Source organism: Actinomyces bouchesdurhonensis (assembly GCF_900128465.1).
Taxonomy (GTDB): Bacteria; Actinomycetota; Actinomycetes; order Actinomycetales; family Actinomycetaceae; genus Pauljensenia; species Pauljensenia bouchesdurhonensis.
Window position 1 is genome coordinate 143,674 of record NZ_LT635862.1, and the last position, 26,481, is coordinate 170,154.

Sequence of the window (26,481 nt, forward strand, 5' to 3'; positions counted from 1 at the left end):
GGCGTGAGTGAGTGTTGCACGCCGCGTCTTTGGTGGTTGGCTTGCCGAACCGAACCGGTGTGACGCCTGTAGGCCCGGCGAATGCGGGCGAATGCGCGAAGAGCAGAGCCGCGGACCAGTAGCTGCGTGGAGGCTGTCCCGCAGTGATCAACGAGGCCAGTGCCCTAAACTCCGTTGGCCATCCGGTCGTCCTCCGCCCGTGGCGTCTCCCGCAAACGGCGCCCCTGCCTCGTTGAAGGGTATGAACGTGGCTAGACTGGCCCCTATGACTGAAAACGCGCAGCTTGTTGTGACCTTGTCCTGCCCGGACCGCCCCGGGATCGTGCATGCCGTGACCGGTGTGATCGGCGAGGTCGGCGGCAATGTCATCCAGTCCCAGCAGTTCGGTGACCCCGACACGGGCACCTTCTTCATGCGTGTCGAGGTGGACTCCCCGAAGGGGCGCGAGCCTATCGATGAAGGGCTTGCCAACGTTGCCGACGAGTTTAACGCCACCTACTGCGTTGACGACCTGGGCCGCAAGCTGCGCACCGTCATCATGGTGTCGCGTGAGGGGCACTGCCTGACCGACCTCCTGTACCGCGCCCAGACGCAGGGCCTGCCCATTGACGTGATCGCGGTCGTTGGTAATCATCCGGACCTGGCGCCCGTCGCCCAGTTCTACGGCGTCCCCTTCCTGAATGTCCCCGTCACGAAGGACACGAAGGCGCAGGCGGAGCGTCAGCTCTTGGACCTCATTGCGTCGGAGAACGTTGAGCTTGTCGTCCTGGCACGCTACATGCAGATCCTCTCCGATGAGGTCTGCCGCGTCATGCAGGGGCGTGTCATCAACATCCATCACTCGTTCCTGCCCTCCTTCAAGGGTGCGCGCCCCTACGCGCAGGCTCACGAGCGTGGTGTGAAGCTGATCGGTGCGACCGCCCACTATGTGACCGCTGACCTGGACGAGGGGCCGATCATCGAGCAGGACGTTACCCGCGTTTCGCACGCTGACTCCACGCCGGACATGGTGGCCCTCGGCCAGGACGTGGAGCGCCGCGTGCTCGCGCAGGCCGTCCGCTTCCACGTGGAGCACCGCGTTTTGATGAATGGCGCTCGCACGGTCGTCTTCTCTCGCTGAGGCCCCGCGTGGGCTGCTCGCGGGTGGTGTGCGCTGAGGCGACGTGTGTCGGCTCATCGACGAGGCAGTGGCTGTCTTGCGTCGGCGGGCGTGTCTTCGTTGGTGGGGGAGGTCGTTGGCTGGAGAGTGGGGTTGGCTGTGTGCGGCTCGCGTCATGATGGGAGCTGTAACAAGAAGACATGCGGCCACGTGGTCATATTTGCCTGTCATTGCGCGTTTCCGCGAATGAGTTTGTCACTTGGCAAGCAACGCTGAGACGTGATCTTTCGGTCATTTAGCCGGTAAGCGTCGCATTGACCGTCTGATAAATGGCACACTTGATACGTGGATGAAAAGACTCAGCAACACGCACCTGTCACCGGCTATGTGCCCGGTGGTTTTGACATGTTCCATCAGGGCCACCTCAACATCCTGCGCGCCGCCCGCGAGCGCTGCGATCGTCTGGTCGTCGGCGTGACCTCCGATGAGGCTCTTATCCGCATGAAGGGGCGCGCTCCGGTCATCCCGCTCAAGGAACGCTGCGATCTTGTGTCGTCGTTGCGTTTCGTGGACGCGGTGGTTGTGGACCTGGATCAGGATAAGCGTCTGGCGTGGCGACTCCAGCCTTTCGACGTGCTCTTTAAGGGGGATGACTGGAAGGGCACCCCGAAGGGGGCTCAGCTTGAAGCGGAGATGGCGGAGGTCGGAGCGCGCGTCGTCTACCTGCCCTACACGCCGTCGACCTCGTCGACGAAGCTGCGTCGCTTCATCGCGCCCGAAGACTTCGCGGACGAGGACTCGGCGCGTAAGTCGGATCATTTGGCGGAAGGGGACGGCCAGTGAGTCTTCCTGTGGTGCTTGAACCTGGCTCGTCGTGGGGGACCCGTTTTACGACGTACCGTCGTGCCCTTGCCGCGGCTCAGAAGCCGGGGGCGGGCGTTCCCGCCTATATGCGTTGGGTGAATCGTGGTGCTGCGCGCGTTGTGGCTGCCGCCTGCGCGGCTTTTGGTTGGACGCCGAACTTCGTCAGTTTCATTTCCGTGTGCTTCTCGACGCTTGGTCTCATCGTTCTCCTCGCGCTCGAACCTGTGTGGTGGACGGGACTCATCGTGGGCAGCGCGCTGGCGGTTGGTTTCATGTTTGACTCAGCTGATGGTCAGGTCTCGCGCGTGACCGGCGCGTCGTCGAAGACGGGGGAGTGGGTGGACCACGTGGCGGATGCGTTCCGTTCGCCAGCGATCCACTTCTGCACGGCGGCCGCCGTCATGGTGTATCGCCCGGAGTCCTGGTGGCTTGCCGTTGTCGCTCTCGTTTACGGTTGGGTGACGTCGGGCCAGTTTATGAGCCAGATCCTGGCCGAGCAGTTTGTGCGTGCTGCGGGACGCAAACAGACGCGAGGCGGTAACCTGCGATCTTTTGTTCTGTTGCCCACTGACCCGGGTGTGCTGTGCTGGTCCTTTGTGCTGTGGGGCTTGGGTGCACCTTTCATGGTGTTCTACACGTTCCTGGCTGCGGTTGCCGTGGCACACTCGTCGATGTCGCTGCGTCGGCGCTACCGCGACCTGCGCGCCCTCGACGCTGCTGCGGAGCAGGGGGAGTCCCGTGCCTGAGCTGTCCGTCATCTTACCCGCGCGCAATGCCGCGGGGACGATTGCGCGAGCTGTGGCCTCGACTCTTGCGGCCATGCCACGCGACTCCGAGCTGGTCGTCGGTAATGATTCTTCCTCTGATTCGACGGTCGGCGAGGCCATTCGCGGCGCGTCGCGGCGCGGGAGCGTCGATCCTCGCCTGCGCATTGAGGACATCACTCCGGGTGAGGGCGGTGTTTCGCGTGTCCTGACGCAGCTGATGGAGCGCACCGACTCGCGCCTCGTGGGGCGTATGGATGCTGATGACGTGTCCCTTCGGGGCCGTTTCAAGCGCACGCTGCGCGCGATTGAGCGCGGCGACGACATGGTGTTCACGCAAATGATTGAGCTGCGTGGCTCACGCCCGGTGCCCCGAATGCCCTACGAAATTGGGCCCGAGGACATGGGTTGGCATCTGCTGCTCACCAACCCGGTTTGTCATCCGACCATGCTGGCTACGCGCGAGATCATCGATCGCGTGGGCGGGTACAGGAGCGTTCCCGCCGAAGATTACGACCTGTGGATGCGTGTTGCCTCGGCTGGTGGTCGTATTCGCCGCCTGGCCCCATGGGGTCTGCTGTACCGGATTCATCCCGGCCAGGTCACGGGAAGCAAGGCATGGCGTTCGGATTCGTGGAAGAATCCCGAGCAGGCCCGCGCTTTCGCTGAGCTTTCGAACCACTTGACTGGCCAGGAGCTGGTGCGCCTGGTCTCACTCGTGTCACTTCCTCGTGAGGAGGCCGAGCGCGAGCTCGACCGCTTCGTTGAGGTTTATACCCGGGGGATCGCCTCTCGACCCCCATCGTCGCGCCGCGTCCTTGAACGTCGGCTGAATGCGCGCGCCGCGTGGGTGCGCCGAACCCTGCAAGGAGAACAGTCATGATCCTTACCCCTCCGCCCACGGGCGGCCAGCAGATCCTGCGTCACGCGCTGTCTCGCCGCTGGAGGTCGATCGCTGCGGGGACCGTGGCTGGCTTGGTTGTCGGTGTCGTTGCGGCGTTCGGTGTTCCCTCCACTCATTCGGCGACGGTGTCGATGACCGTCACTTCGCCGTCGCCCACGCCCGCTCCCGCTGTGCGCGCCTCGCTGTCGAACACGACGGATATGGTGACCGAACAGGGCATAGCGAAGTCCGCGGCCGTGCTGGATGCCGCTGCCGAAAAAATCGGTGGCGGGATCACTGCCGCCGATTTGCGCGCCAACATGGAGGTGTCGGGCGATACGAATGGCACTATCGTGAAAATTGAGTACTCGGCGCCCACGCGAGACGAGGCCGTGACGGCGGCCGACGCGATCGCCGAGTTCTACCTGCAGGAGCGCACGGCACTTGTGGAGCAGCGCGCAGACGAGATGGCAGCGGATATTGACGGCCAGGTTTCCGCCCTGGAAGCCGAGCTTGCATCCCTGGGCACCGAGGAGGACGAGGACGGTAAGACCGTCAAGAATCCGCGTGCGGACGCGCTGACGACACAGATCAACAAGCTGAAGGATCAGTCCGCCCAGCTGAGTCCCTATCACGCCAGCGCCGGCCTCGTCGTTACGGCTGCTGGCGCGTCAACTGACACGGTTGAGCCTTCTAAGGCGCGCCTGGTGCTGATTTTCACTGTTGTTGGTGTCTTCGCCGGTTTGGTGCTGGTTCTCGTGCGTGAGACGCGTGCTCGCTCTCTTGCGTCCCCGACGCAGCTGGCCGACCTGACTGCCCTGCCCGTGTGGAGTGCGGAGGAAGGCGCACCCGAGCCGTGGCTTGCTCCCACCCGAATGCTTGCGATGGCGATCGATCGCGACCACTGGGTTGACCTGATCGTGGATGCTTCCGACCCGGAGGCGCGGGAGCTTCACCGTGTTTTGTCGCGTTCTCTGGCCGAGACGCGCGTGCCCACCCCGCGCCTTATTGACATCTACCAGCCGCTTGCGTCTCTTCTCGACGAGGTTCGCCCGTCGCGTCACGTGCTGATCGCTGTGCGTAAGGGACATGATCTGGCGAATCTTCACGCCCTGCTTGATGAGCTTGCGATCATCAACCGCGAAGTGAACGGCATGCTGTATCTGAGCGGTCAGGCGTCCGCCGGGTCTTTCACGGATCCCGGCCCTGTTGTGGAGGCAGTCGAGGCTCACGCTGCTTCTGGCGATGAGGCTGATGGAGCGTCGGCCCGCTACGATCGCGTGTCCGACAAGGCCATCGAGAATACGGCTGACAAGAAAGGCTCGTCGAAGAAGGATTCAACCAACGCGAAGGGACTAAAGTGAGCGCCGAGGACATCACCACGCTCGACGACAAGGCTGCGTCGATTTGGCACGTTGACCGTACCGCCCGCCTCACTCAGCTGATTTCGGGCGAACCCCAGGCCTCCCGCGCACTGGTCCTTGTGCGTGATAACGGGCGCAACTCCGATTTCATTGAGATTGCGGGCACGGCACACCCTGAGTCTGATCCTGCCGTTGCAGCGGTGCCGGTGGCGCCGGCCCGCGGTTGGGAAGAAGGTGCGGGCGCCGATATTGACGCCACCGTCATCATGTGTACGGTCGGCTCGTGCGACATGCTCGAGGCGGCGGTGCGCGCCGTCTTGGCTCAGGACCACCAGCGTTTCTCGCTCGTCGTCGTGGACAACGCGCCCAGCACCGGCCAGACTCGCGAGAAACTCGTCGGCATCACCGACACTCGCATGAGTATCGTCTCCGCTTCGCGCCCTGGCCTGTCGCGTGCCCGCAACCGTGGCGTGCTCGCCGCGCGCGGAGAGGTCATCGTTTTTACGGATGACGACGCGATCGTCGATCCGCACTGGCTCACCGCCATGATCGACCCTTTCACTGCATCCCCCTACGTGGCTGCAACGACAGGAATCGCGCTGCCGCTGGAAGAACGTTTCAAGCCCCAACGTTGGTTTGAGTCGCGCGGCGGTTTCCCCAAGGATATGAAGCCACGCGTCTGGGCGGCGGGTGAGATTCCCGCCGGGTTGGAGGCCCTGGGTGAGCCGGGTGAAGGTGGGCCGCTCTATCCGATTACGACTGCGCGTGTCGGGGCCGGCGTGTGTATGGCCATGCGCCGCGACGTCCTCATGGAGGTCGGTCCTTTCGATCCGGCGCTCGGTGCCGGTACAAGCACCAGGGGAGGGGAGGACCTTGACATGTTCGCGCGCATCCTGGCCACGGGTGACGTTATCGTCCACACGCCCGACGCTCTCGTACATCACCGCCATCGCGTCGACGAGGTCGGCCTGGATAAGCAGATTCGGGGCAACGGATCCGGTATGGCTGCCCTGCTGACAAAGGCAATCATCGCGCGACCCTCCGTCGTGGGGACTCTCATGGCGCGCGTGCCGGGCGTCCTCAAGCGCATTAGGCCCGGCGGCGCTCGGGTGGCTGGCAGGGACGACGATGTGCCAGGCTCACTGACTACGTCCGAAATCAAGGGTTTCCTCGAAGGCCCCTTCCTGTACCTGTCCTCGCGCAGGCACAACATGCTCGTCCCACCGCGCCGCGAGGCCCGGGGAGGCGAGGAGAGCGTGCAGGCGAGCGGCACCGGTGCCCAGGCATCCACCGAGGAACGTCGTGCGCCGGAAGGGAGTCCGGACGCGTGAGTCCACGCCGAGGAATTTGGGGCAAGCCAGCCCCCGCCCGCATCGGGCCGCTGCGGGAGGACGCACAGGACCTGCCGGCGTGGCCCTTCGTTGTGGCCTATTCGGCCTACCTGCTGTGGTGGGTCCTCGGCTCCGGCGATTTGATGTGGCCGCTGTTCGCGATCATCATGCTTGTGCTCATGATCGGTCGACACGGTGTGCGTTTCCCGCCTGGTACGATCATCTGGACGTTCTTCTTGGCGTGGGTGCTGGCCTCCATGTCGATGCTCGACTCGGGCGGACGCGTCATCGGAGCGTTGTACCGTTTCGCGCTTGAACTCTCCCCCGGCATTTTCGCCGTCTATGCGTTCAACGCGCGTCAGTCTCTGAGTGTGCGCACAATCGTGGGCACTATGTGGGCCTTCCTGACTTCCACCACGATCGGCGGCTTCATCGCGATGGCGGCCCCGCAGCTGCGTTTCAAGACGCTCATGTATTACGTGATCCCACGCGCCCTGCATTCCAACGACTTCGTTAAAGAGTTCACGAAGCGCGCGACCACCCAGTGGAATCCGTCGTCGTGGATTTTGTCCGACCCGCGTCCCTCCGCGCCCTTCATCTATTCCAACACCTACGGCAATGTTTTTTCGTTGATTTTCCCGCTTGCGTTGGTGTTCGCGTACGTGCTGTGGCGCGAGCGTTCGAAGTGGCGTTTCCTCGTCGCTGCGGTGTGTGCCCTGTCGGTCATCCCTGCGGCTGCCACCCTGAACCGCGGTATGTACATCGGTCTGATTGTGATCGTTGTATGGGTTGGTTTTCAGCGCCTGCGCGCTGGCGCCTGGCGCACGGTTGTGGGGATCCTCGCAGCAGTGGTCGTTGGCGTGGGAGCATGGCTGGCGACGCCCGCCTCCCAGTCGCTCCTCGATCGTGTCGCCGCGTCCTCCTCTACGGAGGATCGTGCTTCGAATTACCTGGAGACGATCAACGAGTTGGCGCAGTCTCCGTTCTTAGGCTTTGGGGCGCCGCGTCCTTCGACCTCTCCGTGGCTGCCGTCGCTGGGCACCCAGGGCCAGTTCTGGACGGTGCTCTTCTCCTATGGCCTTGTTGGTACTTTTCTGTTCCTTGCTTTCTTTTGCCGCATGTTGACGCGTATCTGGCGGGCGAAGGACGTGTATGGCTCGATCTTGGGCGGCATTATTTTGGCGACCTTGGTGGAGCAGTTTTACTACGGTATGAATACGGGTTTGATGCTTTCTGTCGTTGCCGTTGCCTTGTTGTCGCGTCACCTGGAGGAGGAGGGCGATCCGCTGCGTGTGGCTGCCTCTCACGTTGGTCGGCCAACTCCGGGCAGTGTTGCTGGCACGGTGCGTGCCGCGCGTCCGGTTCGCATGGGCGAATGGGGAAGCCCCGCCGCGAACGACGGGGCTTTCTCCACTCAGATGTTGGACCGACTCAACAGGTCGGGTCGTCGGGGAACGATAGATCGGCGAGCTTCCAGTTCTCGCCGTCCTTCACAAACTGAAAGTAAGTGAGGGCGCGGGTCATGCTGGTATCGTCCGTCAGCGCGGTCCCGGCGTCGTTGAGGATGCGAACGGATGAGGAGTCCACGCAGGCCGACACGGTGATGTTTCCGGCGCCGTCATCGGAGATGATCTGCGGGTTATCCAGGGTGGGTGTTCCTTCGGCGTGCGTTCCTTCCCTGGTCCATTCGAGGGCTTTCGCGTCGAATTCTTCGAGTGCGGATTCGGTTAGGACGGAGGACAGGTCGGTGGCCTGGGCCTGTTCGGGGTCGGCGTATGCGCCCCACAGGGTGGTCACCACGTACGAGGCCTGTGCGCCGGCCTGCTCGTCGGTGTCCATCGATCCGGTGGTGTTCGCGGGACCCGCAGACTGCGGGGTGATGGTCTTGGCGATGGATTGGGGAGCTGCGGATTGGTCGTCTGCGTTGCTTTGTACTCCGGAGGCCGCTGAGGTCTGTGAGGTGGAGGAACCTGTCAGGCGGACGATGCCCACGATGACGAGGGCGATGATCAGGAGAATCGCGGCCGCCAGGAGAATTTTCTTGCGGGCGGGCGAGAGCGAATCGAGTTTGAAGTCCATGTGTATCCCATCGATCGGTTATAGGGAAAGGCTACCGCGCGGTAGCGGGAAGGTTACTGATGAGTGAGACAAATCAAGCCAGGCGTTCCCTCGCGCGCGGGGGCATCGTCGGCTTCGTCGGAGCGGCGGTGTCGGCGATTCTGGGCTTCGCGTTCACGATCATCCTGTCTCGGATGCTGGGGGCGCAGGGCGCGGGCGTGGTCACTCAGGCGACGGGCGTCTTCGCTATCGTCATGGCGTTGGCGAAGGTCGGCCTCGACTCGACGGCGATCTACCTGATGCCCCGCCTGTCCCTGGATGCGCCCGAGGAGATCCGCGCGACCCTGTCGTTTATGGCGACGATGACCGTGGGAGTGTCCACCGTCTGCGTGCTCGTTCTCGAGGCCGTGGCCCCGTTGATCTGGAATGAGGAGGTCGCGGGGGCTACCCGCGCCGTCCTCTGGTTCGTGCCGATCGGTGCCTTGACGTTGGTTGCGTCAGCCGCCCTGCGGGCTCTGGGCAACATGCGCGAGTACGTTCTCGTCCAAAACCTGCTCCTGCCGGGCCTGCGTCCTCTGCTCGTCGCCCTCGCGGCCGCTCTGACCGGGTCGCTGGCCTTCGTGTCGGTCGCGTGGGCGCTTCCTTTCGTCATCGTTCTGGTCGCCTCGTGGTGGCTGTTGCTGCGTCACATGCCCTCGGTCGCGGATTCGGTCGGGCGCTGGCCCGGGGCCGAGCGTCGCCGCCAGGTCATCGCCTTCGCGCTGCCGCGTACCCTGACGGCGGGGTTGGAGCAGGCACTGCAGTGGCTTGATGTCCTCCTGGTCGGCTTGCTCGCTGGCGACGCGGCGTCGGGCATCTACGGTGGTGCGATTCGTTTCATTCAGGCCGGCATGGTCGTGGACACGGCCCTGCGCGTCGTCGTGTCTCCCCAGTTCTCCAAGCTCCTGCATCAGGGGCGCACGAAGGACCTGCGTGACCTGTACAGCACGGCGTCGATTTGGCTGGTCCTCTTTGCGGCTCCGATCTACGCCCTGATGGCCATCTTTGCGCCCGCGCTCATGCGGATCCTGGGCGAGAGCTTCGCGCCGGGGGCCAACGTCCTCGTGGTGCTGTGTATCGGTTCCATCGTCACGTTCATGGCGGGCAACATCCACTCGCTGCTTATCATGAGCGGGCGCTCAGGTTGGGCTGCGGTCAACAAGATCGTGGTGCTGAGTCTCAACGTTGTGGGTAACCTCATCTTTATTCCGCGTGGAGGAATGGTGGCGGCTGCCGTCGTGTGGGCGGTGTGCATGGTGCTTGACGCTGCGATGGCGACTGTTCAGGTCTCGCGCTTCATCGGTGTGACACCGAAATTGTCCGAGGTGGTCAAGCCGATTCTCGTTGTGGGCGTTTCCGCGGTGATTCCGGGCGGTTGTATAGCGTGGCTTCTTGGGCGCGATTCCTTCGTTGCGACTGTCCTTGGCTCTGCCTTATCCGTCTGTATTTTCGCTTGTGTTTGCTGGGTTTTCTGCGATGCGCTGCACCTGTCGGGACTTGGGTCCCTCGCTCGGAAGAAGCGGGGTTAGGCAAGGGGCGCGTGATGCTCCTGTGAAAGTCGCTATTGACCAATCGGTTGATCAAGTGCACTTGTTGTGTAATTATTTATGCAACAAGCTATTGCCCCGTTGAAAGGTCGTGTTATGGCTTCCGTACTTTCGCGCCTTATAACACTTGCAGCCGCACCGATTGTGGCCTGTGCATCGCTCGCGTTTGCTCCGATGACGCACGCTGACGACGGTCAACAAGCTCCCGCGACGCCTGGTCAGACCATCGTTCATGATGGCCTGAGCGCCGCGACCGCCGCGGCGTCGTGCTGGGATATTAAACAGCATGATTCCAATGCAAAAGATGGAACCTACTGGCTGCAGACGCCCGCGATGAATGCTCCCGCGCAGTTCTTTTGTGACCAGACGACAGATGGTGGCGGCTGGGTGCTGATCGGTCGAGGCCGAGAGGGATGGGAACCCTGGAGCGGCGGCAACGGTGATCCGGCCAAGCTGACCACGCGTGATCGCAACACCGACGCCTTCAAAACCGTCCAGTACTCCAACAAGACGGTTAATGAGCTCTTGAACAACGAAAACGTGAAAGATCAGCCGGATGGTGTTCGCGTCCTGCGCTCGTGGAGCGCGTCAGGACGCTCCTATCAGAAGCTGGACATCAAGTTCACTAAGATGACGGACTTCGTATGGCCTTTCAAGATGGCTCACCCGATCACGTTGTCGATAGATAATCATTCCCCCGTCTCTGCCCTCATCTGGAACACCCCCGGCTACGACCAGTCCTGGAACGGGCTCCAGGTCTACCCCTCCACCCGCACCGGCTGGATGATTGGCTGGGGCTACGGGGTCGGCGCCGCCAACTGGGGTGGCGACATGACATCCTCGACGTCCTTCTTCCATAAGAGCGGCCAGACGATCATGCCCTACGCCGAGGCCTATGTGCGTCCGCGTCTGTCCTCCGACTCCCCCTCCTTCACCCGTATCCCAGACGAGGGTGAAGCTGGCTCCACCGTGACTCGCGCCGTCTCCAACTACGCGGCCAAGACCTCGTGGGGCGTCACAGGCAACATCAACGGCTCCTACGCCGAGGGCAACATCCAGGTTCAAGCCCTGGCCCAAGTCGGTTCGACCATGTTCGTCGGCGGCAACTTCACCGGCGTCAAGCAGGGCGAGAACGGCGCGGAGACCTTCTCACGCGGCCTGGCAGCCTTCGACGTCAACACTGGCGACTGGACCGGACAGACCTTCGACTTTAACGCGCAGGTGAAGGCTCTCCTCGCGTTACCCGATGGCCGCCTCCTCGTTGCAGGTGACTTCACCCGAGTCAACGGCGAAACTCACATCGGAACGGTTGTTCTCGACCCGACGACAGGCCAGATCGACCCCTCATGGGACCTGAGCATCAGGAACGCCGTCAGCGGTGGCCTGGTCAGCGTGCGCGCACTGGCCTACTACGACGGCAACGTCTACCTCGGTGGCGTCTTCACTCACCTCAGCGGAGGTGGAACCTCAAACGTCTACGCACGCAACGCGGCACGCGTCTCCCTCAATGCCCGCCCCGACCGCACCTGGAACCCGGAACTCAATGGTTCCGTCCAAGCCGTCACGGTGAGCGAAGATAATGGCGCGTTCTACGCCGGCGGATACTTCACCCGCGCCCACAGCTCTGAGCGCGCCTGGTACGCCGCTAAGTTCTCCACCCAGGCCGGTGCCGCCCAGGACACGGGCTTCGACTTCCAGCCCTCCACCGTGAGCGCTGGCAAGTACCAGCAGACCATCTCCTCGGCGGGCAACCGGGTCTTTATCGGCGGCTCCGAGCACTCACTCTTCGGCTACGACACCGGTTCCAACCAGCGCACCTCCGGCTCGTTGATGCTGAGCATGGGCGGAGACCTCCAAGCCTCAACCATCTCCGCCAAGGGCGTCATCTACGGCTCTTGCCACTGCTCGGACGGCGCCTACCAGGACAAGTACGACTGGGGAGTCAACGATAACTGGTCGCGCATCGACGAGATCAAGTGGGTCGGCGCGTGGGACGCCACCACCGGCGAAAACCTGCACTGGACTCCCTTCGAACTCTCATCCAAGCGCAAGACCGGTGCCTGGGCACTCACGATGGACACCAACGGTAACCTCTGGGTCGGCGGAGACTTCACCCTTTCGTTCACCGACGCTACCCGTACCCAGTGGAACGGCGGCTTCGCTCGCTACGACAACCGCGACAACGTCGCCCCCGACACCCCCACGCGTGTACGCACCTCCGATTCCACTGCCTCGACCGTGACCCTGGCGTGGGATGGCGTTTCCGATGCAGTCTCCTACGAAATCCTGCGTGACGACCGTGCGATCGCCTCCACGGACTCAACCAGCATTGAGGTTCCTCGCGGCGGAGAGAATCGCTTCTTCGTGCGCGCCGTCGATGCTGCAGGTAACCGCTCGGCCACAACCGCCGTCTACGTTCCCCCGGCTGACGGTCAGGTCGACCCCTCCACCCCGTCGTCCCTGCTGGACGCCGGCGCCACGTGGAGCTACCGAGCCGAGAACAGCGCCGCTCCCGAGGACTGGGCCCAGGCCTCGTTCGACGATTCTCAGTGGGCGAGCGGCGCAGCACCCATCGGATACGGCGACTCTCGCATCGCCACCGTGCTGACCGCGCAGGGTTCACGTCCCGTGACCAGCTACTTCCGATCGCACTTCACAGTCACCGACGTGGCCGCGCTCAAGGGCATAACCGTAAGGTACCTGGCCGATGATGGCGCCATTGTCTACATCAACGGTACCGAGGTGGACCGCACTCGCCTGGGCTCGTCCGCCGTCAGCTACACGACCCGCGCTGACGCTGCTCCGAGCTACTCCGCGGCGAACGACAACGCCTCCGAGGTGTTCGTGCCGGCCTCCCAGCTGACAAACGGAGACAACGTTATCGCGGTCGAAACACACGTCAACTACATGCGCAGCCCATCCATGGGCATGTGGGCAACAGTCACTCCTGTGGCGAGCGAACCTGAGCCTTCCCACGGCGACGATCCCGTGCCGTCGAGCACGCCCGGTCATCTCGAGGACGCCACTTCAGCGATCGATGCGAGCACCATGACCACCGGTGAGGTGATTCCCTCGGGCACCACCCAGTGGAACTACTGGACCTCGACGAGCGCTCCCGCCTCCGACTGGGCAACCACCGCCTCGCTGGCCGACTGGTCGCGCGGTTTCAGCCCGATCGGCTGGGGCGACGCAAACGCCGCCACCCCGCTTGACATCGCCAAGAAGGACCGCCCGGTGACCTACTACTTCGCACGCGATATTGACCTGGGATCTCTCACTCCTGAGACCACCCTGACTATCAAGGTGCGCGCGGACGACGGTGTCGTCCTACGTGTCAACGGTGCGATCATCGACACGAAGCGTATGTCAGCTGGAAACATTACTCACACGACATACGCCAACGCGGCGGTCACTGCCGCCCAGTCAGCCTCGGACCTGCTCGAGGTGACGGTTCCAGCGAGTTCCTTGACAGATGGTGTCAATCGCATCGGAGTTGAGGAACACCTGAACTACAAGAGCACTCCGTCGATGACCTTCGACATGACCGCAACATTGGCCAAATAGCGCTCCAACGGTGTCGCTTCGCCCGGGTTTATATGAGGGCGTGGTCGGTCTCAACGGTTGGCCGCGCCTCGTAACAACCTGTTGACGCAAGGGGGTCCTCGCCACTGTGGCGAGGACCCCCTTGTATGTGGTAAACGACTCTCATTTGTCGTTAACCATGTGGTTGAGCAGGCCAGGTTTTCGTGACACTATAAAGGTAACTATCAATGCGATACCTGTGAGGATCCGATGAAATTCTTCCGCCGCTGCCTGGCCCTCGGCTTGGCATCAATGACAGGCTTCGGAGTGCTTGCACTCAGCCCAACCGCAGCGCTATCTGCAGGCGATCCGCTCCATGATGGCCTCTCCGAGGCGACCGCCGCGGCCTCTTGCTGGGAAATCAAGCAGAACAACCCGAACTCTGCCGACGGCACCTACTGGCTGCAGACCTCAACCATGGAGGCACCCGGCCAGTTCTTCTGTGACCAGACCACCGACGGCGGCGGATGGGTCCTCATCGGTCGCGGGCGCGAAGGCTGGGAGACCTGGAGCCAGGGCAAGGGAGATCAGTCGAAGCTGGCCACCCGCAGCCGCAAGGCCGGTGACTTCGAGGTCATCCAGGCCTCCCATGAGACCGTCAACGGCCTGCTCGGCGGCACCAAGGTCTCCGACCTGCCCGACGGCCTGATGGTTCAGCGCGCCTGGAACCACCGCGGTAGCTCTTTCCAGACCGTTCGCATGCAGTTCCCGAAGATGAGCGACTTCATCTGGCCCTTCAAGAGCGCCCACCCCGTGAACGTCAAGTTCAACCGTGAGTGGTGGGTCAACGGCGGCATCGTCTGGTCGGGCTTCGGCACCAACGCGGGATGGGGCTACGTCAACCTCACCGCCTCAGCGCAAAACAAGTACACGATGGGCTGGGGCTACGGGCCGCTGGCCTCGTCCTGGTACGACACCTCCTCATCGACGTCCTTCTTCCATCGCAACGGCTCCATCATCAACCCCTATGCGGAGGCGTACGTGAGGCCCGAGCTGCGCTCCACGGATTCGTCCTTCCGTGCAATCGGCGACGGCGGCACGGCAGCCGAGACACAGAAAGCATCCGTCTCTGAATTCGCGACTCCCATGTCATGGGGAGTGACCGGTAACCTGAACGGCTCAATCCAGGAAGGCAACATCCAGGTTCAGGCCTTCGAGCAGGTTGGCTCCACCATGTACGTCGGTGGCAACTTCACAGGCGTACAAAAGGGGAAGAATGGTTCTGAAACCACGAGCCGGGGCCTGGCAGCCTTCGATGCAACCACGGGCGAGTGGAGTGGGCAGACCTTCGACTTCAATAATCAGGTTAAGGACCTGGTCGAGCTGCCCGGCGACAAACTGTTAGCAGTCGGCGACTTCACCAGGGTCAACGGAGAGACACACGTCGGTACCGTCCTGATTGACGCTGCGACCGGGCAGATCGATCCGTCCTGGACCCTGCAGGTCCGCAACGGTAACGCCTCCCCGGTCACCGTCAAGGCCGCGAAGGTCGTCGGAGATCACATTTACCTGGCAGGCGCCTTCACCCACCTGACGGGTAACGGCTCCTCGTCCGTCTACACCCGCAACGGCGCTCGCCTGTCACTGTCCGGCAAGCCCGAGCGCGGTTGGAACCCCGAGTTCAACGGTGCCGTCATCGACATTGACGTGGACGAGAACGACAGCTACCTCTACGCCGCGGGACACTTCACCCGCATTCACGATCGCGTCGCCGAAAACGCAGCCCGCGTATCAACCTCCGACGGTGCCACCCTGGATCAGTCGTGGAGCTTCCGTCACTCCTACCTGATCGGCAAGTACCAGCAGGCCGTCACCGTCGGCAATGGTCGCGTCTACTTTGGCGGTTCCCAGCACTCGCTGTTCGGTTACAACACATCTGACATGACCCGCACCTCCGGCTCCATCACCATGCAGAACGGTGGCGACCTGCAGGCGACGACGCATTCAACAAACGGCGTCGTCTACGGCTCCTGCCACTGCTCTGACTACACGTTCCAGGACGCCTACCACTACCTCGCGCTGGGCAACACCTGGACACGCGCCGACGAAATTCAGTGGGTCGGCGGATGGGACGAGGCCACCGGTCGTCAGATCGGCTGGACCCCCTACCGTTTATCCTCCCTGCGCTCGACTGGCGCTTGGGCACTCGAAATGGGTGACGACGGTGCTCTGTGGGCCGGCGGCGACTTCAACTACTCCTACACCTCCAAGACGGCTGGCCAGTGGTCCGGTGGCTTCGTTCGTATGCCCGCTCGTAACGCTACCGCGCCGGCGGTGCCCGCAAACCTGCGCGGCTCTGATGGCAATGCTCAGTCGGTGACCCTCAAGTGGTCGTCCGTGCCGGGCGCCACCTCCTACGACGTCCTGCGCGACGATCGTACGATCGCCACCACGACCTCGACGTCCATCACCGTTCCCCTCGGTGGCAATAACCGATTCTTCGTTCGCGCCGTCGCCTCCGACGGACTGCGCGGAGCGTCGACCCACGCCTACACGGTCAACGCCAACGGGAAGCCCGTCCAACCCGACGACGCCTCCCTCCTCGTTGACGAAGACGCCACGTGGGCGTACCACTGGTCGAACGACGCGGTGGACGAGGACTGGGCCCAGACCTCGTACGACGACTCCTCCTGGAGCCGCGGAACCGCCCCGATCGGCTACGGGACGACCGGGCTGGGAACAACGCTCACACCCGGCCCCACCAAGTCCCGGCCTCTCACAACCTACGCACGCACCTCCTTCACGGTCACTGATCCCACCGCAATCGCAGGCGTGAATGTGTCCGTGACTGCCGACGACGGTGCCGTGGTGTACGTCAACGGCACCGAGATCGTGCGTCAGCGAATGGGCGAGGGCACTGTCACGGCCAACACCTTTGCGTCCTCGTCCGTGACAACAGCCTCTGCTCGCGCCGATCGCCAGCTGGTCTTCGTTCCCGCTTCCCAGCTGGTCGCCGGAACCAACACCCTCGCCGCGGAGACGCACCTCAACTACCGTTCCAGCTCGTCGATGACCATCGACGGCACGGTGCAGGTCGTCGCCAAAGGCAACGAACCCGCGCCCGACCCGCAGCCCCAGCCCGATCCCGACCCGCAGCCCCAGCCGCATCCGGACGATCCTGTTGAACCCGACCCGAATAAGCCCCTCGACGTGCTCGACGTGTCCGGCGTGAACTTCGGAGAGTTCTTGCCCACAGGACAGTACTGGAACTACTGGAACTCCAAGGAAGCGCCCGACGCCGCATGGAATTCCACGGCGGACCTGTCCGCGTGGAAGCACGGCGCCAGCCCGCTGGGTTGGGGCGATCGCGATGCCGGTACCCCCTTCGATCTGGACCCCTCCGAGCGCCCCATCACCAGCTACTTTGCCCGTGATGTCAACCTCGGAACCATCAGTGCCGACTTCGAGCTGACCCTCACTGTCCGCGCCGACGACGGGGCCGTCATCTACGTCAACGGAACCGAAGTCAAGCGGGTGAACATGCCCGAAGGAGCGGTTACCTCAAACACTCGAGCGACGTCTAACGTCTCACTGAGTTCTGCCAAGAAGAACACTGTGACAGTCATGGTGCCCCGTGATGTGTTGAAGGACGGTGTCAATCGTATCGCCGTTGAAGAGCACGCCAACTACGCTGGTGCCGTGTCCGTCTCCTTCGATCTCAAAGCAAGCTTGCTGAGGTGATAGTCATGACTGACAAGTCTCGCTCCGAGAACGTATCCGTGGCCGACCCCGTCTTTGAAGCGATGGCGACGCGCCTGCTCACCCCCGGGCACGCCACGTCATGGCTCAATCACTGGTCGCTTCTTCACGCGGACTTTCCAGCCCTGTCACGTATGAGCACCATCGGGTTCGATGGCACGTTCCTTCAGATGCGTCTACGCGCCGCTGGGTACAACGTTGCCCGTACGTCCACGGACCTCGTGTTGCCTTACGTCTTCGATCGCCTCGAGGACGGCACTCGGATCACCGTGATCGGTACGACCGTGGAGGCCGGCCAGGCCGTCGCACAGCGGCTGAGCCGCTTTAACGTTCAACACATCGACGGATACGACGGGCTGCGTCGACTGAAGGCTAACCCGTCGATCCTGACGGACTTCCATCCGCGTCTGGCGATTGTCGGACTCGGGGCTGGTCTCCAGGATGTCGTCGCTGCATGGGTGCTGGAGCAAGTACCGGATGTGTCAGTGTGCGTGGCGGGTGGTTGGATAGACCAGTATGCGAAAGCCGCCGAGGACTACTTCCCCGACTGGGTACACAATGCTCGGCTTGGCTGGGCCTGGCGCATTGCGCATGAACCCAAGCGCCTGACGAAGCGTTACACCATCGAGGCCTTGGACTTCATCGCGCACTGGCCGCAGCTGATTCGTCGGCTTGAAGCGATGGGCAGTTTCGACGAGCTCGGTCTCGTCGTCTCGCAGGGTGCTTCCAAGGTGTGAGTAATTCGCGCTAAGTGAGGCTGGGGTGCGCGGGCTGAACTCGATGAGGGTTCGGCCCGCGCACCCGTCTGTAGGATGATCGGCGAATCGTCGCGTGGATCTCGAACGCGACGACGGAGCGAAGGGAGTCCTTCCAGAGGATTACACCCGCTCTGTCGTTCTTGAACGTGCTATGGCGTACCGGGACTAGCTATGTGGCACATAGCCGCTAATCCGCGCGGGGGTCTTCTGTCGTGAGCGTTGGCGGGGCGGTCTGCGGTCGCATTTGGGTGTTAACGCGCGCGATAGCGGGTTAGCGCTCTAAGGAGCGGGTTCACGTGTCAGTGGCGCACCGCTCGAGACTCCCAGCCGCGCTCTCGGGATACGACAAGCCCCAGCTGTGAGCTGCTGCGACTGCCGTTGTTGTGTCCTAACCAGCAGCAGCTTTTGACGGGGTGAGTTCGTTGGACGCGAAGCGGTCTGTCTAACGACCGTATCGGTGATGCTGGCGACAACTTGCGTCGGCATCCTTGGTATCTGGAAGGTGCTGGGTATCGTCGGTTCGGTGTCCATGGTGGTCAGGTATTATGACGCGTGCGACCATGATTCTTCTTGTATTGGCAGATGGACGCTGGAGCCGCACTGGAGTCTGGAGTGGGGATGGCGCGGGTGGTTCGTCTCAGAAGCAAGCCCCCTTTGAGATTTACGGTAACCGTTATTTAGGTTTTGTCACGGTCGTCGAAAGGGGATAAGCCGTCTTTCGATGGTGGGGTGTGAAACGCTGCAGGACACTGGTTGTGCTGGGTCTGTAGAGCATAGTTAAGGGTGTGGCCCGAGCCGAAAGGCTCGGGCCACACCCCGTCACACACACGCAGAAAGGGTCAGTAGGCTCCCTCGTGACGCAGCAGAGCAGGGACTGTCTGCAGCATGATCCACGCATCAAGCGTGAGGGAGCGGTGCTGGGCGTAGGACAGGTCCAGGTGGACCGTCTCATCCCAGGAGAGGTTGGAGCGCCCCGAAATTTGCCAGAGGCCGGTGATGCCCGGGCGGACGGCGAACTTGCCCATGACGCGAGGCTCGTACTGTGCAACTTCGCTGGGCAGCGGCGGGCGCGGCCCGACGAGCGACATGTCGCCCCGGAGAACGTTGAAAAGCTGGGGTAGTTCGTCGATCGAGGTCTTGCGGAGGAAGGCGCCGATTCGCGTTACGCGCGGGTCGTTCGCCATTTTAAACATGATCGAATTTCCTGCGCTGGCATCGGCCTCATTGGCCTCCATGAGAGAGGCCTTCATGGCTTCGGCATCAACGCGCATGGTGCGGAACTTAAACATGGTAAAAGTCGTACCGTCGAGGCCCACTCGCTTCTGTGTGAAGAATGCGGGACCGCCGTCGCTCAGGCGCACCGCTAGAGCGACGATAATCCACACCGGAATCAGCATGATAATGCCGAGAAGTGAGGCGATAACATCGCACATGCGCTTGATAGCGCTGTCGGCGGATGCGGCTAAATCGGACGCGTGCTCGTATGCCAGAGCCGTCGAGGCGGCGCGCGCACTTGGCTTCGTCAAAGTTGTCATCTGTGCCTCTTCCTTCTACTTCCTCAAACTCAAATACTGTAGGTCGGTTAGAGGAGTGTTCCCCTCTAGATTGGGACATTTACTGGGTAAACGACCCGATCTCGACTCAGTCACCGTTAGGTGTTAACCCTAGTCTATCCATACGGTTAACTTAGTTGCTAACCAAAGGGTTAAGTACAAGCGAAAATGGGCTGTGATTTCGTGCACCAGATACTTGTTGCTGACGCCTCACGGTCGCATGGTGACCAAATGGTAGCATCCTGACACGATGGAAGAATGCGCAGCTCACGGCTGCGAGATAGACTTGATAGCGTGTCGTGACTGGCGATTTGAGGTGGGCCACCACCGGGGAGCGACGCGTTGGCATCGATAGCCGCCCGCCTGGGCTAGAAGTTGCTGTTATCACACTCGAATGATCAACAGGAGAACCCGATGGATTCCCTCAACGACATGACGCTGGCGCAGCTCGACCCTGAGATTCAGGCGGTGCTGGATGCTGAACTGGGCCGCCAGCGCGAGACTCTCGAAATGATCGCCTCGGAAAACTTCGTTCCGCGCGCTGTCCTTCAGGCGCAGGGGTCTGTTCTGACTAACAAGTACGCTGAGGGCTACCCGGGGCGCCGCTACTACGGGGGCTGCGAGTTTGTGGACGTCGCAGAGTCCCTCGCGATCGAACGCGCCAAGCAGGTGTTTGGTGGCGACTACGTCAACGTCCAGCCTCACGCCGGTGCTCAAGCAAACGCGGCAGCGCTCATGGCGATGGCTAACGTTGGCGATCCGATCCTCGGCCTGTCGTTGGCTCACGGAGGCCACCTCACTCACGGCATGCGCTTGAACTTCTCGGGTAAGCACTACAAGGCGGTCGCTTACGAGGTAGACCGCGAGACGATGCGCATCGAGCCTGAAAAGGTTCGTGAAGCGGCTCTCGCTGAGCGTCCCCGCGTCATCATCGCCGGCTGGTCCGCCTACCCTCGTCACCTCGACTTCCAGGCCTTCCGGGACATTGCTGACGAGGTCGACGCTGCCCTGTGGGTGGACATGGCGCACTTCGCGGGACTTGTGGCAGCCGGCCTGCATCCGAACCCGGTGCCCTACGCCGACGTTGTGACGACGACGGTTCACAAGACCCTGGGCGGACCTCGTTCCGGCATGATCTTGTCGTCGCGCGGCGAGCGATGGGGTAAGAAGCTCAACAGCGCCGTGTTCCCCGGCCAGCAGGGTGGCCCTCTCATGCACGTGGTTGCAGCCAAGGCGATCGCCATGAAGGTCGCGCAGACTGAAGAGTTCAAGGACCGTCAGCGCCGCACCCTCGAGGGCGCACAGATCCTGGCGGAGCGCCTCGGAGCTGACGATGCGAAGAAGGCAGGTATTAAGCTGGTCACCGGTGGTACGGACGTGCACCTGGTGCTCGTCGACCTGGTTGAGTCTGAACTCAACGGCAAGCAGGCGGAGGATCTGCTGCATGAAGTGGGCATTACGGTTAACCGCAACGCGGTCCCCTTCGATCCCCGCCCGCCGGCCGTCACCTCGGGTCTGCGTATCGGCACGCCGGCCCTCGCGACGCGCGGCTTCGATGCTGAAGACTTCGCCGAAGTCGCGGACATTATCGGCACGACGCTCACGCAGGGCGCGTCCGGTGGCAACGTTGAGGTGGATGCCCTGCGCGCACGCGTCAAGAGGCTGACGGACAAGCATCCCCTGTATGCGGGGCTCGAGCAGTGAGGGCCCCCTGGGCGGGGCCCGCAGGGGTCCTGGATGGGACCGCGACCGCGTCGGCGATTAAGGCGGAGCTCAAGGAACGCGTCAACAGGCTGCGCGAGGTCGGGGCTGTCCCAGGCCTCGGCACAATCCTGGTGGGAGAGGACCCTGGGTCTGTCGCATACGTCGCGGGCAAGCATCGCGACTGCGCCGAGATTGGTGCACAGTCGATCCGCGTGGACCTGCCTGCCGACGCTACGCAGGAACAGGTGGAGGCCGCGATCGATCAGCTCAACGCGGATCCGGCGTGCACGGGCTACATTGTTCAATTGCCGCTTCCGCGGGGCATCGATGCGAACGCGGTCCTCGAGCGTATCGACCCAGCGAAGGACGCTGACGGGCTACACCCGATGAATCTGGGGCGCCTCGTGTTGCGTGGCTCTGGTCCGATCGACTCGCCGCTGCCCTGTACGCCGCGCGCGGTCATCGAGCTGGTGGAACGTCATGGGATCGACTTGGCCGGCAGGAACGTGTGCGTCATCGGGCGTGGCGTGACGGTTGGCCGGTCGATCGGTCTGCTCCTCATGCGCAAGGAAGTGAACGCGACGGTTGACGTGTGCCACACGGGTACCAGGAACCTGGCTGATCACGTGCGCCGGGCGGACGTGATCGTCGCAGCAGCGGGTTCAGCTGGAATCATCACTCCCGACATGGTGGCTCCCGGCGCGGTTGTCCTGGACGTGGGCGTGAGTCGTGTGAAGGACGCCGACGGTAAGGCTCGCCTGAAGGGCGATGTCGCCGACGGCGTCGATCAGGTTGCCAGCTGGCTCAGCCCGAACCCGGGTGGAGTTGGCCCGATGACGCGTGCGCTGCTGGTCACGAACGTCGTTGAGGCGGCGGAGCGCCAGGCGGGTCTCGGCTCCCGGTAGCCCCCAGTAGGCGTTATGTTCGTCGGTGCGTGTCGGCGAATGTGTGAGCGCGTGCCAGGCGCGGCGAGGGAACTCATTCCCTCGCCGCGCCTTCATGTTCGGGTACGCTGAAGAAACACTCGCTTGAAGGAGAATCGATGACTCTGACGGTAACGACAGTGAATCTGAATGGTATTCGCGCCGCCCATAAGCGCGGCTTCCTGGCCTGGTTGGATGCGAGCGATACGGACGTGCTTGTTATGCAGGAGGTGCGTGCACCGGAGGAGATTGCCCGCGACATTATGGGCGAGGCGTGGGACAGTGTGTGGGCGCCATGTCGCATTAAGGGACGAGCGGGCGTTGGTGTGGCTGTGAGGCGCGGACGAGTGGGTTTTGAGGGTGAGCCTCGCCCTGTGCTCGACGATGCAGAAACGGATGTTGATTCGGGTCGTTGGCTGGAGACCGTCGTGCGCCGCGAGGGCGCGCAGACCCCGCTGCGTGTCGTGTCCGCATACTTCCATTCGGGTGAGAAGGACACGCCTAAACAGGAGGCGAAGATGGCGCATCTGCCTCGCGTTGGTGCGCGCATGGCTGAGCTACTTGCAGATGAGGAGGAGAACGGTGTCCCTTCCTTGGTGTGCGGTGATTTCAACGTCGTGCGTTCGGAAGCTGACATCAAAAACTGGAAGCCGAACCACAATAAGCGCGCTGGCGTCCTCGATGAGGAGATCGTATTCCTCAACCGGTGGGTGGAGGAGGGCTGGCGCGATACGGTGCGTGATCTGGCCGGCGATGTGCAGGGCCCCTATTCGTGGTGGTCTTGGCGTGGGCAGGCGTTTGTCAACAATGCGGGCTGGCGTATTGACTATCAGTATGCGACGCCGACTCTGGGGGAGCGGGCTCGCAGTTTTGTGATTGGTCGCGCTGAGGAGTATGAGGAGCGCTTCTCGGATCATGCGCCGGTTTCGGTGACCTACGACATCTGACGCTTCGTGCGTGAGGCCGTGGTCTGACCCGGGGCCACGGCCTTTCGCGTCTGCGGGCGACCTGGTCTGTGGCTTGTGGCACCGTTTCCCAAAATTTCGCACGTAATTCGTTTGGGTGAAGTTTCAACAATCGCTGGAAACGTTGCAATTCCAACGCTTCGATTTCAAAATTTGAAGGAGTTGCGAGGGAATTACGTGCGACATTCGGGGTTGTGGGGCAGAGCTGGGCTGTATGGTGAGGTTGGGCTGGCCTAGTCTGTGAGCTATGACACTATTTCCCAAAATTTCGCACGTAATTCTTTTGAGTGAAGTTTCAATAATCGCTGGAAACGTTGCAATTCCAACGCTTCGATTTCAAGATTTGAAGGAGTTGTGAGGGAATTACGTGCGAAATTGATGGGGGTGGGCGCTCGCATCAATGAGATGGGGTCAGCGCGCAAAGGCTTGGTAGCGCGCAAAGGCTTGGTAATGCGCAAAGGCTTGGTAACGCGCAAAGGCTTGGTAAGCAGCGAATCAGTGGCCGGAGGCGTCGAAATCAAACAGGGCCATCGAGGAGTAGATGCCGGAGGGGTCGATGCGGTCCAGGCGGAAGCCGGGAACGATCCAAGAGGCTTCGACGGTTGCGCCGATGTCGAGAGCGAGGTCCAAGGCGACATCGTCGACGTCTTGGGCGAGGGTTACGTGCGGGTGGTAGGGGAAGCGAGTGTCGTGGTCGAGGGGGCCTGAGCGGATTTCTTCGGCGATGTCGATGCAGGCATCGGAGCCTTCCGCCAGTTTCATGAAGGCGACGTTGGAGACGGGGCGGAACGAGTCTGTGCCGGAGAGAGTGACGCGGAAGGGGGCGTGGCGGGCTGCGATGGCACGCAGGTGGTCGATGACGGCGGCTCGTGTGTCGCGGGCGATGGGGGTGGGAGGCATCAGGGTGATGTGCGCGGGGATACGTGATCCTGCGAGGTCGCCTAGGCGTAGGCGCAGGTCGGTGAGCTGAGAAACCCAGGGTTCGGGGATGGCGACGACGACGCCGAGCCAGTCTTGGCCGGGGAGTCGTTGGGGGAGGAACATGATGCCTGCCTGTGTCGCGTCGGTGGGTTCTCTCACTGTACCTGTGGGTCGCGATGGGATAGCGTCTGAAGGTTGTGAGTGCGTTCACGTAGACTTGTGGGAGTGAGACCAAGGAGGATCGTGTGAGTGATCTCGTGTGGGCCGACGCTGCTACCCCCGCCGATGGGGCCGCGCAGGCCACAGCCCTGTTCCGTGAAACGTTTGGCTACGAGCCGTCGGGCGTGTGGGGTGCGCCCGGGCGCGTGAACATCATTGGCGAACATGTGGACTATAACGGCGGCCCGTGCCTGCCGATTGCCCTCCCGCACCGCGCCTACGTGGCGCTGTCGCCCCGCGAGGATCGAACGATTCGGCTGATGTCGCCGCAGACCCGCGACGCGGTGGATGTCCTCGATCTGGATGTGATCGGCCCGAAGGGGACCCCCGGCGAGGTGACGAACCACTGGACCGCGTACCTGGCTGGCGTTGCGTGGGCCCTCGAGCAGGCTGGATTTGGGCCGCTGCCCGGTTTTGACGCGGCCCTGTGGTCGTGCGTGCCCCTGGGTGGTGGCCTCTCGTCGAGCGCCGCGCTTGAGTGTGCGACCGCGGTTGCCCTCGANGTCGATGCGCACGCCGTGGAGGGCGTTGCGCGAGTCGTCGCGGCCGCCTACGCGCAGCGTGGCTGGGAGCCTCCTCACTTCATCCGTGCTCTCCCGGGAGCGCCGGCCGGGCGTCTGAGCTGAGTGATCTAGACAAACCGAGGGGTCGGTGCTTCAGCATTTGAAGCACCGACCCCGGCCTCGTTACACTTAGACAAGCAGCGACAGACGCGGGAAGGACGCAACATGGGGATCGGGAAACGAGCATGGCAGGTGGCGGGTGCCGCGGCTGGCGGCGCGAGCCTCTTCGGCGGTGGTATCGCGATAGGGCGCCTCCTGCGCCTGGACTCTCAGCGCGGCGACTACCGCAGGTCCTGGGAAAACCACAACCTGGCCACGTTGGAACGTCTGCGTCAGCTGGATGAGCATCCCGAGGGTGAGCGCCCGTATCTGATCGTGGCACTGGGTGACTCCTCCGTGCAGGGCATGGGTGCTTCGCGCATCACCGAGTCTTACCCGGCACGCCTGGCCTCCGCAATCATGCAGCAGATGGACCGTGAGGTGCTCCTGCTCAATCTGTCCCTGTCGGGTGCCACCATCGAATCCGTCGAACTCACCCAGATACCACAGATGCGTGGCCTGGGCCTGCTGGACGGCCCCTGGACGCCCGACCTGGTCACCCTGACAATCGGCGGTAACGATGTCATGACCGAGGACATGGCCCCCGGCCAGTTCGAGGAGCGCCTGCGCCGTATCCTGGCTGCGCTTCCCGCCGATACTCTCGTCTCTACGATTCCTTCTTTCGGCATCATGCCGCAGGAAAGCCGCGCTCAGGACATGTCTGACCGAATCGGCGCCGCCGTCGAGGACTCCCACGCGCACCTGGTTGACCTGCGTTCCCTGACGCAGGAATACTCACTGCCCACCTACACCTTCGCCTACCACGCCGCGGACTTTTTCCACCCCAATTCGGCGGCCTACGCCAAGTGGGCACAGCTCTTCGCCGACGCGTGGGCCGAATCCCGACGTGAGGCAGCCCCCGTCGTCGAGGATGCTCCCCAGTGGGACATGCTCTCGGCGCGGGTGGCACAATCGGAGTATGACGACTGACGGACCGTGGCTCGTCGTCGGGNGCCTCGCGCGCGGCCAGGCCGCTCGTGGTTCTGACCGCCACCGGGCGCGACGCCGAAACCTTAACGAACGCCTTAGCCTCGTGGATTCCGGGCGTCGTCATGCTGCCCGCATGGGAGACACTGCCACATGAGCGTCTCTCGCCCCAGGTGGACACGATGGCCAGGCGCATCGCCGTCCTGCGGCGCCTCGTCCACCCCATTGCGGGAGACGACAGCGCGGGTCCACTCTCGATCCTCGTCGTCCCCATCCGAGCCTTCCTGCAGCCGATCATCGCAGGTTTAGCCGATCTCGAACCCGTGCGCGTGCGCACCGGAGACGTTCTGGACCTGACGGAGACGACGAACCGCTTGGCCGAACTCGGTTACGAACGCGTCGACATGGTCGAAGGACGCGGCCAGATGAGCGTACGCGGCGGCATCCTGGATGTCTTCCCGCCCCAGGAAGCTCACCCGCTTCGCGTGGAGCTGTGGGGCGACGAGGTAGACGACATCCGCGCCTTCTCCGTCTCCGACCAGCGCACCCTCGGAGAGGCCGCCGACGGGGTGTGGGCCGTCCCCTGCCGCGAGCTCCTCCTCACGCAGGCGGTGCGCGC

18 protein-coding genes, 2 pseudogenes and 1 riboswitch are annotated in these 26,481 nt (G+C 62.9%); of the genes and pseudogenes, 17 read left to right on the plus strand and 3 right to left on the minus strand.

Annotation, left to right across the window (positions count from 1 at the left end; translation table 11 throughout):
* Positions 1 to 265: 265 nt before the first annotated feature.
* The 7 genes from purU (at position 266) to BQ7477_RS00715 (ending at position 7,816) form a co-directional block, all read left to right on the plus strand.
* On the plus strand, positions 266 to 1,120 hold the full coding sequence (purU, locus tag BQ7477_RS00685) for a formyltetrahydrofolate deformylase (RefSeq protein ID WP_073982428.1): 855 nt from the start codon (positions 266 to 268) through the stop codon (positions 1,118 to 1,120).
* A 324-nt stretch (positions 1,121 to 1,444) separates the two neighbouring features.
* A complete protein-coding gene (locus BQ7477_RS00690) occupies positions 1,445 to 1,942 on the plus strand; it encodes an FAD synthase family protein (protein WP_073982429.1) in 498 nt (165 codons plus the stop codon).
* Complete coding sequence (locus BQ7477_RS00695; RefSeq protein WP_073982430.1) at positions 1,939 to 2,709, plus strand: CDP-alcohol phosphatidyltransferase family protein; 771 nt, start codon at positions 1,939 to 1,941, stop codon at positions 2,707 to 2,709. The genes BQ7477_RS00690 and BQ7477_RS00695 overlap by 4 nt, the downstream gene beginning before the upstream one ends.
* On the plus strand, positions 2,702 to 3,610 hold the full coding sequence (locus tag BQ7477_RS00700; protein ID WP_073982431.1) for a glycosyltransferase family 2 protein: 909 nt from the start codon (positions 2,702 to 2,704) through the stop codon (positions 3,608 to 3,610). Before BQ7477_RS00695 ends, BQ7477_RS00700 begins: the two co-directional genes overlap by 8 nt.
* Entirely contained in the window at positions 3,607 to 4,974 is a 1,368-nt protein-coding gene (locus tag BQ7477_RS00705) for a YveK family protein (protein WP_073982432.1), read from the plus strand. The genes BQ7477_RS00700 and BQ7477_RS00705 overlap by 4 nt, the downstream gene beginning before the upstream one ends.
* Positions 4,971 to 6,305: a glycosyltransferase family 2 protein gene (locus BQ7477_RS00710; protein ID WP_073982433.1), complete on the plus strand. Its 1,335-nt coding sequence runs from the start codon at positions 4,971 to 4,973 to the stop codon at positions 6,303 to 6,305. The genes BQ7477_RS00705 and BQ7477_RS00710 overlap by 4 nt, the downstream gene beginning before the upstream one ends.
* Entirely contained in the window at positions 6,302 to 7,816 is a 1,515-nt protein-coding gene (locus tag BQ7477_RS00715; RefSeq protein ID WP_073982434.1) for an O-antigen ligase family protein, read from the plus strand. The genes BQ7477_RS00710 and BQ7477_RS00715 overlap by 4 nt, the downstream gene beginning before the upstream one ends.
* On the opposite strand, the gene BQ7477_RS00720 is transcribed toward BQ7477_RS00715, so the two are convergent.
* Positions 7,737 to 8,384: a hypothetical protein gene (locus tag BQ7477_RS00720; RefSeq protein ID WP_073982435.1), complete on the minus strand. Its 648-nt coding sequence runs from the start codon at positions 8,382 to 8,384 to the stop codon at positions 7,737 to 7,739. The two genes, BQ7477_RS00715 and BQ7477_RS00720, sit on opposite strands and share 80 nt — an antisense overlap.
* Before the next feature lie 59 nt (positions 8,385 to 8,443).
* On the opposite strand from BQ7477_RS00720, the gene BQ7477_RS00725 reads away from it, so the two are divergent.
* The 4 genes from BQ7477_RS00725 (at position 8,444) to BQ7477_RS00740 (ending at position 17,967) form a co-directional block, all read left to right on the plus strand.
* Positions 8,444 to 9,931: an oligosaccharide flippase family protein gene (locus tag BQ7477_RS00725; protein ID WP_073982436.1), complete on the plus strand. Its 1,488-nt coding sequence runs from the start codon at positions 8,444 to 8,446 to the stop codon at positions 9,929 to 9,931.
* 114 nt (positions 9,932 to 10,045) lie between these two features.
* Positions 10,046 to 13,513: a fibrinogen-like YCDxxxxGGGW domain-containing protein gene (locus tag BQ7477_RS00730; RefSeq protein ID WP_073982437.1), complete on the plus strand. Its 3,468-nt coding sequence runs from the start codon at positions 10,046 to 10,048 to the stop codon at positions 13,511 to 13,513.
* A gap of 228 nt (positions 13,514 to 13,741) precedes the next feature.
* On the plus strand, positions 13,742 to 17,212 hold the full coding sequence (locus BQ7477_RS00735) for a fibrinogen-like YCDxxxxGGGW domain-containing protein (protein ID WP_073982438.1): 3,471 nt from the start codon (positions 13,742 to 13,744) through the stop codon (positions 17,210 to 17,212).
* 5 nt (positions 17,213 to 17,217) lie between these two features.
* The gene (locus tag BQ7477_RS00740) at positions 17,218 to 17,967 is read left to right on the plus strand and encodes a WecB/TagA/CpsF family glycosyltransferase (protein WP_073982439.1); all 750 of its coding nucleotides are present in this window, start codon (positions 17,218 to 17,220) and stop codon (positions 17,965 to 17,967) included.
* A gap of 860 nt (positions 17,968 to 18,827) precedes the next feature.
* Here BQ7477_RS00740 and BQ7477_RS00745 read toward each other — a convergent pair.
* Positions 18,828 to 19,523, minus strand: a complete 696-nt coding sequence (locus BQ7477_RS00745) for a sugar transferase (RefSeq protein WP_073982440.1) — start codon at positions 19,521 to 19,523, stop codon at positions 18,828 to 18,830.
* Between the two features lie 307 nt (positions 19,524 to 19,830).
* Positions 19,831 to 19,917, plus strand: a riboswitch (ZMP/ZTP riboswitch).
* Positions 19,918 to 19,955: 38 nt separating this feature from the next.
* On the opposite strand from BQ7477_RS00745, the gene glyA reads away from it, so the two are divergent.
* The 3 genes from glyA to BQ7477_RS00760 all read left to right on the plus strand — a co-directional run bounded on the left by glyA (position 19,956) and on the right by BQ7477_RS00760 (position 23,115).
* Positions 19,956 to 21,245 carry a serine hydroxymethyltransferase gene (glyA, locus tag BQ7477_RS00750; RefSeq protein WP_073982441.1) on the plus strand — a complete coding sequence of 430 codons (1,290 nt, stop codon included), beginning with the start codon at positions 19,956 to 19,958 and terminating at the stop codon, positions 21,243 to 21,245.
* Entirely contained in the window at positions 21,242 to 22,150 is a 909-nt protein-coding gene (locus BQ7477_RS00755) for a bifunctional methylenetetrahydrofolate dehydrogenase/methenyltetrahydrofolate cyclohydrolase (protein ID WP_073982442.1), read from the plus strand. Before glyA ends, BQ7477_RS00755 begins: the two co-directional genes overlap by 4 nt.
* 137 nt (positions 22,151 to 22,287) lie before the next feature.
* Positions 22,288 to 23,115: an exodeoxyribonuclease III gene (locus tag BQ7477_RS00760; RefSeq protein WP_073982443.1), complete on the plus strand. Its 828-nt coding sequence runs from the start codon at positions 22,288 to 22,290 to the stop codon at positions 23,113 to 23,115.
* Between the two features lie 513 nt (positions 23,116 to 23,628).
* Here the strand turns inward: BQ7477_RS00760 and BQ7477_RS00765 are convergent.
* A complete protein-coding gene (locus BQ7477_RS00765; protein WP_073982487.1) occupies positions 23,629 to 24,177 on the minus strand; it encodes a 2'-5' RNA ligase family protein in 549 nt (182 codons plus the stop codon).
* A gap of 122 nt (positions 24,178 to 24,299) precedes the next feature.
* Here BQ7477_RS00765 and BQ7477_RS00770 point away from each other — a divergent pair.
* The 3 genes and pseudogenes from BQ7477_RS00770 to BQ7477_RS00780 all read left to right on the plus strand — a co-directional run.
* A pseudogene (locus tag BQ7477_RS00770) lies at positions 24,300 to 24,777 on the plus strand (galactokinase family protein); the annotation flags it as partial.
* Positions 24,778 to 25,001: 224 nt separating this feature from the next.
* Positions 25,002 to 25,865 (plus strand): SGNH/GDSL hydrolase family protein, encoded by an 864-nt coding sequence (locus tag BQ7477_RS00775; protein ID WP_073982444.1) that lies wholly within the window; start codon positions 25,002 to 25,004, stop codon positions 25,863 to 25,865.
* A 47-nt stretch (positions 25,866 to 25,912) separates the two neighbouring features.
* Positions 25,913 to 26,481: pseudogene (locus BQ7477_RS00780) on the plus strand (transcription-repair coupling factor); the annotation flags it as partial.

Excerpts from the sequence above, each read along its gene's own strand:
- purU (WP_073982428.1), top strand. The coding sequence starts at position 266 with ATGACTGAAAACGCGCAGCTTGTTGTGACCTTGTCCTGCCCGGACCGC.
- BQ7477_RS00705 (WP_073982432.1), top strand. The coding sequence starts at position 3,607 with ATGATCCTTACCCCTCCGCCCACGGGCGGCCAGCAGATCCTGCGTCAC.
- BQ7477_RS00720 (WP_073982435.1), bottom strand. The coding sequence starts at position 8,384 with ATGGACTTCAAACTCGATTCGCTCTCGCCCGCCCGCAAGAAAATTCTC.
- BQ7477_RS00725 (WP_073982436.1), top strand. The coding sequence starts at position 8,444 with ATGAGTGAGACAAATCAAGCCAGGCGTTCCCTCGCGCGCGGGGGCATC.
- BQ7477_RS00730 (WP_073982437.1), top strand. The coding sequence starts at position 10,046 with ATGGCTTCCGTACTTTCGCGCCTTATAACACTTGCAGCCGCACCGATT.
- BQ7477_RS00735 (WP_073982438.1), top strand. The coding sequence starts at position 13,742 with ATGAAATTCTTCCGCCGCTGCCTGGCCCTCGGCTTGGCATCAATGACA.
- BQ7477_RS00740 (WP_073982439.1), top strand. The coding sequence starts at position 17,218 with ATGACTGACAAGTCTCGCTCCGAGAACGTATCCGTGGCCGACCCCGTC.
- BQ7477_RS00745 (WP_073982440.1), bottom strand. The coding sequence starts at position 19,523 with ATGACAACTTTGACGAAGCCAAGTGCGCGCGCCGCCTCGACGGCTCTG.
- glyA (WP_073982441.1), top strand. The coding sequence starts at position 19,956 with ATGGATTCCCTCAACGACATGACGCTGGCGCAGCTCGACCCTGAGATT.
- BQ7477_RS00760 (WP_073982443.1), top strand. The coding sequence starts at position 22,288 with ATGACTCTGACGGTAACGACAGTGAATCTGAATGGTATTCGCGCCGCC.
- BQ7477_RS00765 (WP_073982487.1), bottom strand. The coding sequence starts at position 24,177 with ATGTTCCTCCCCCAACGACTCCCCGGCCAAGACTGGCTCGGCGTCGTC.
- BQ7477_RS00775 (WP_073982444.1), top strand. The coding sequence starts at position 25,002 with ATGGGGATCGGGAAACGAGCATGGCAGGTGGCGGGTGCCGCGGCTGGC.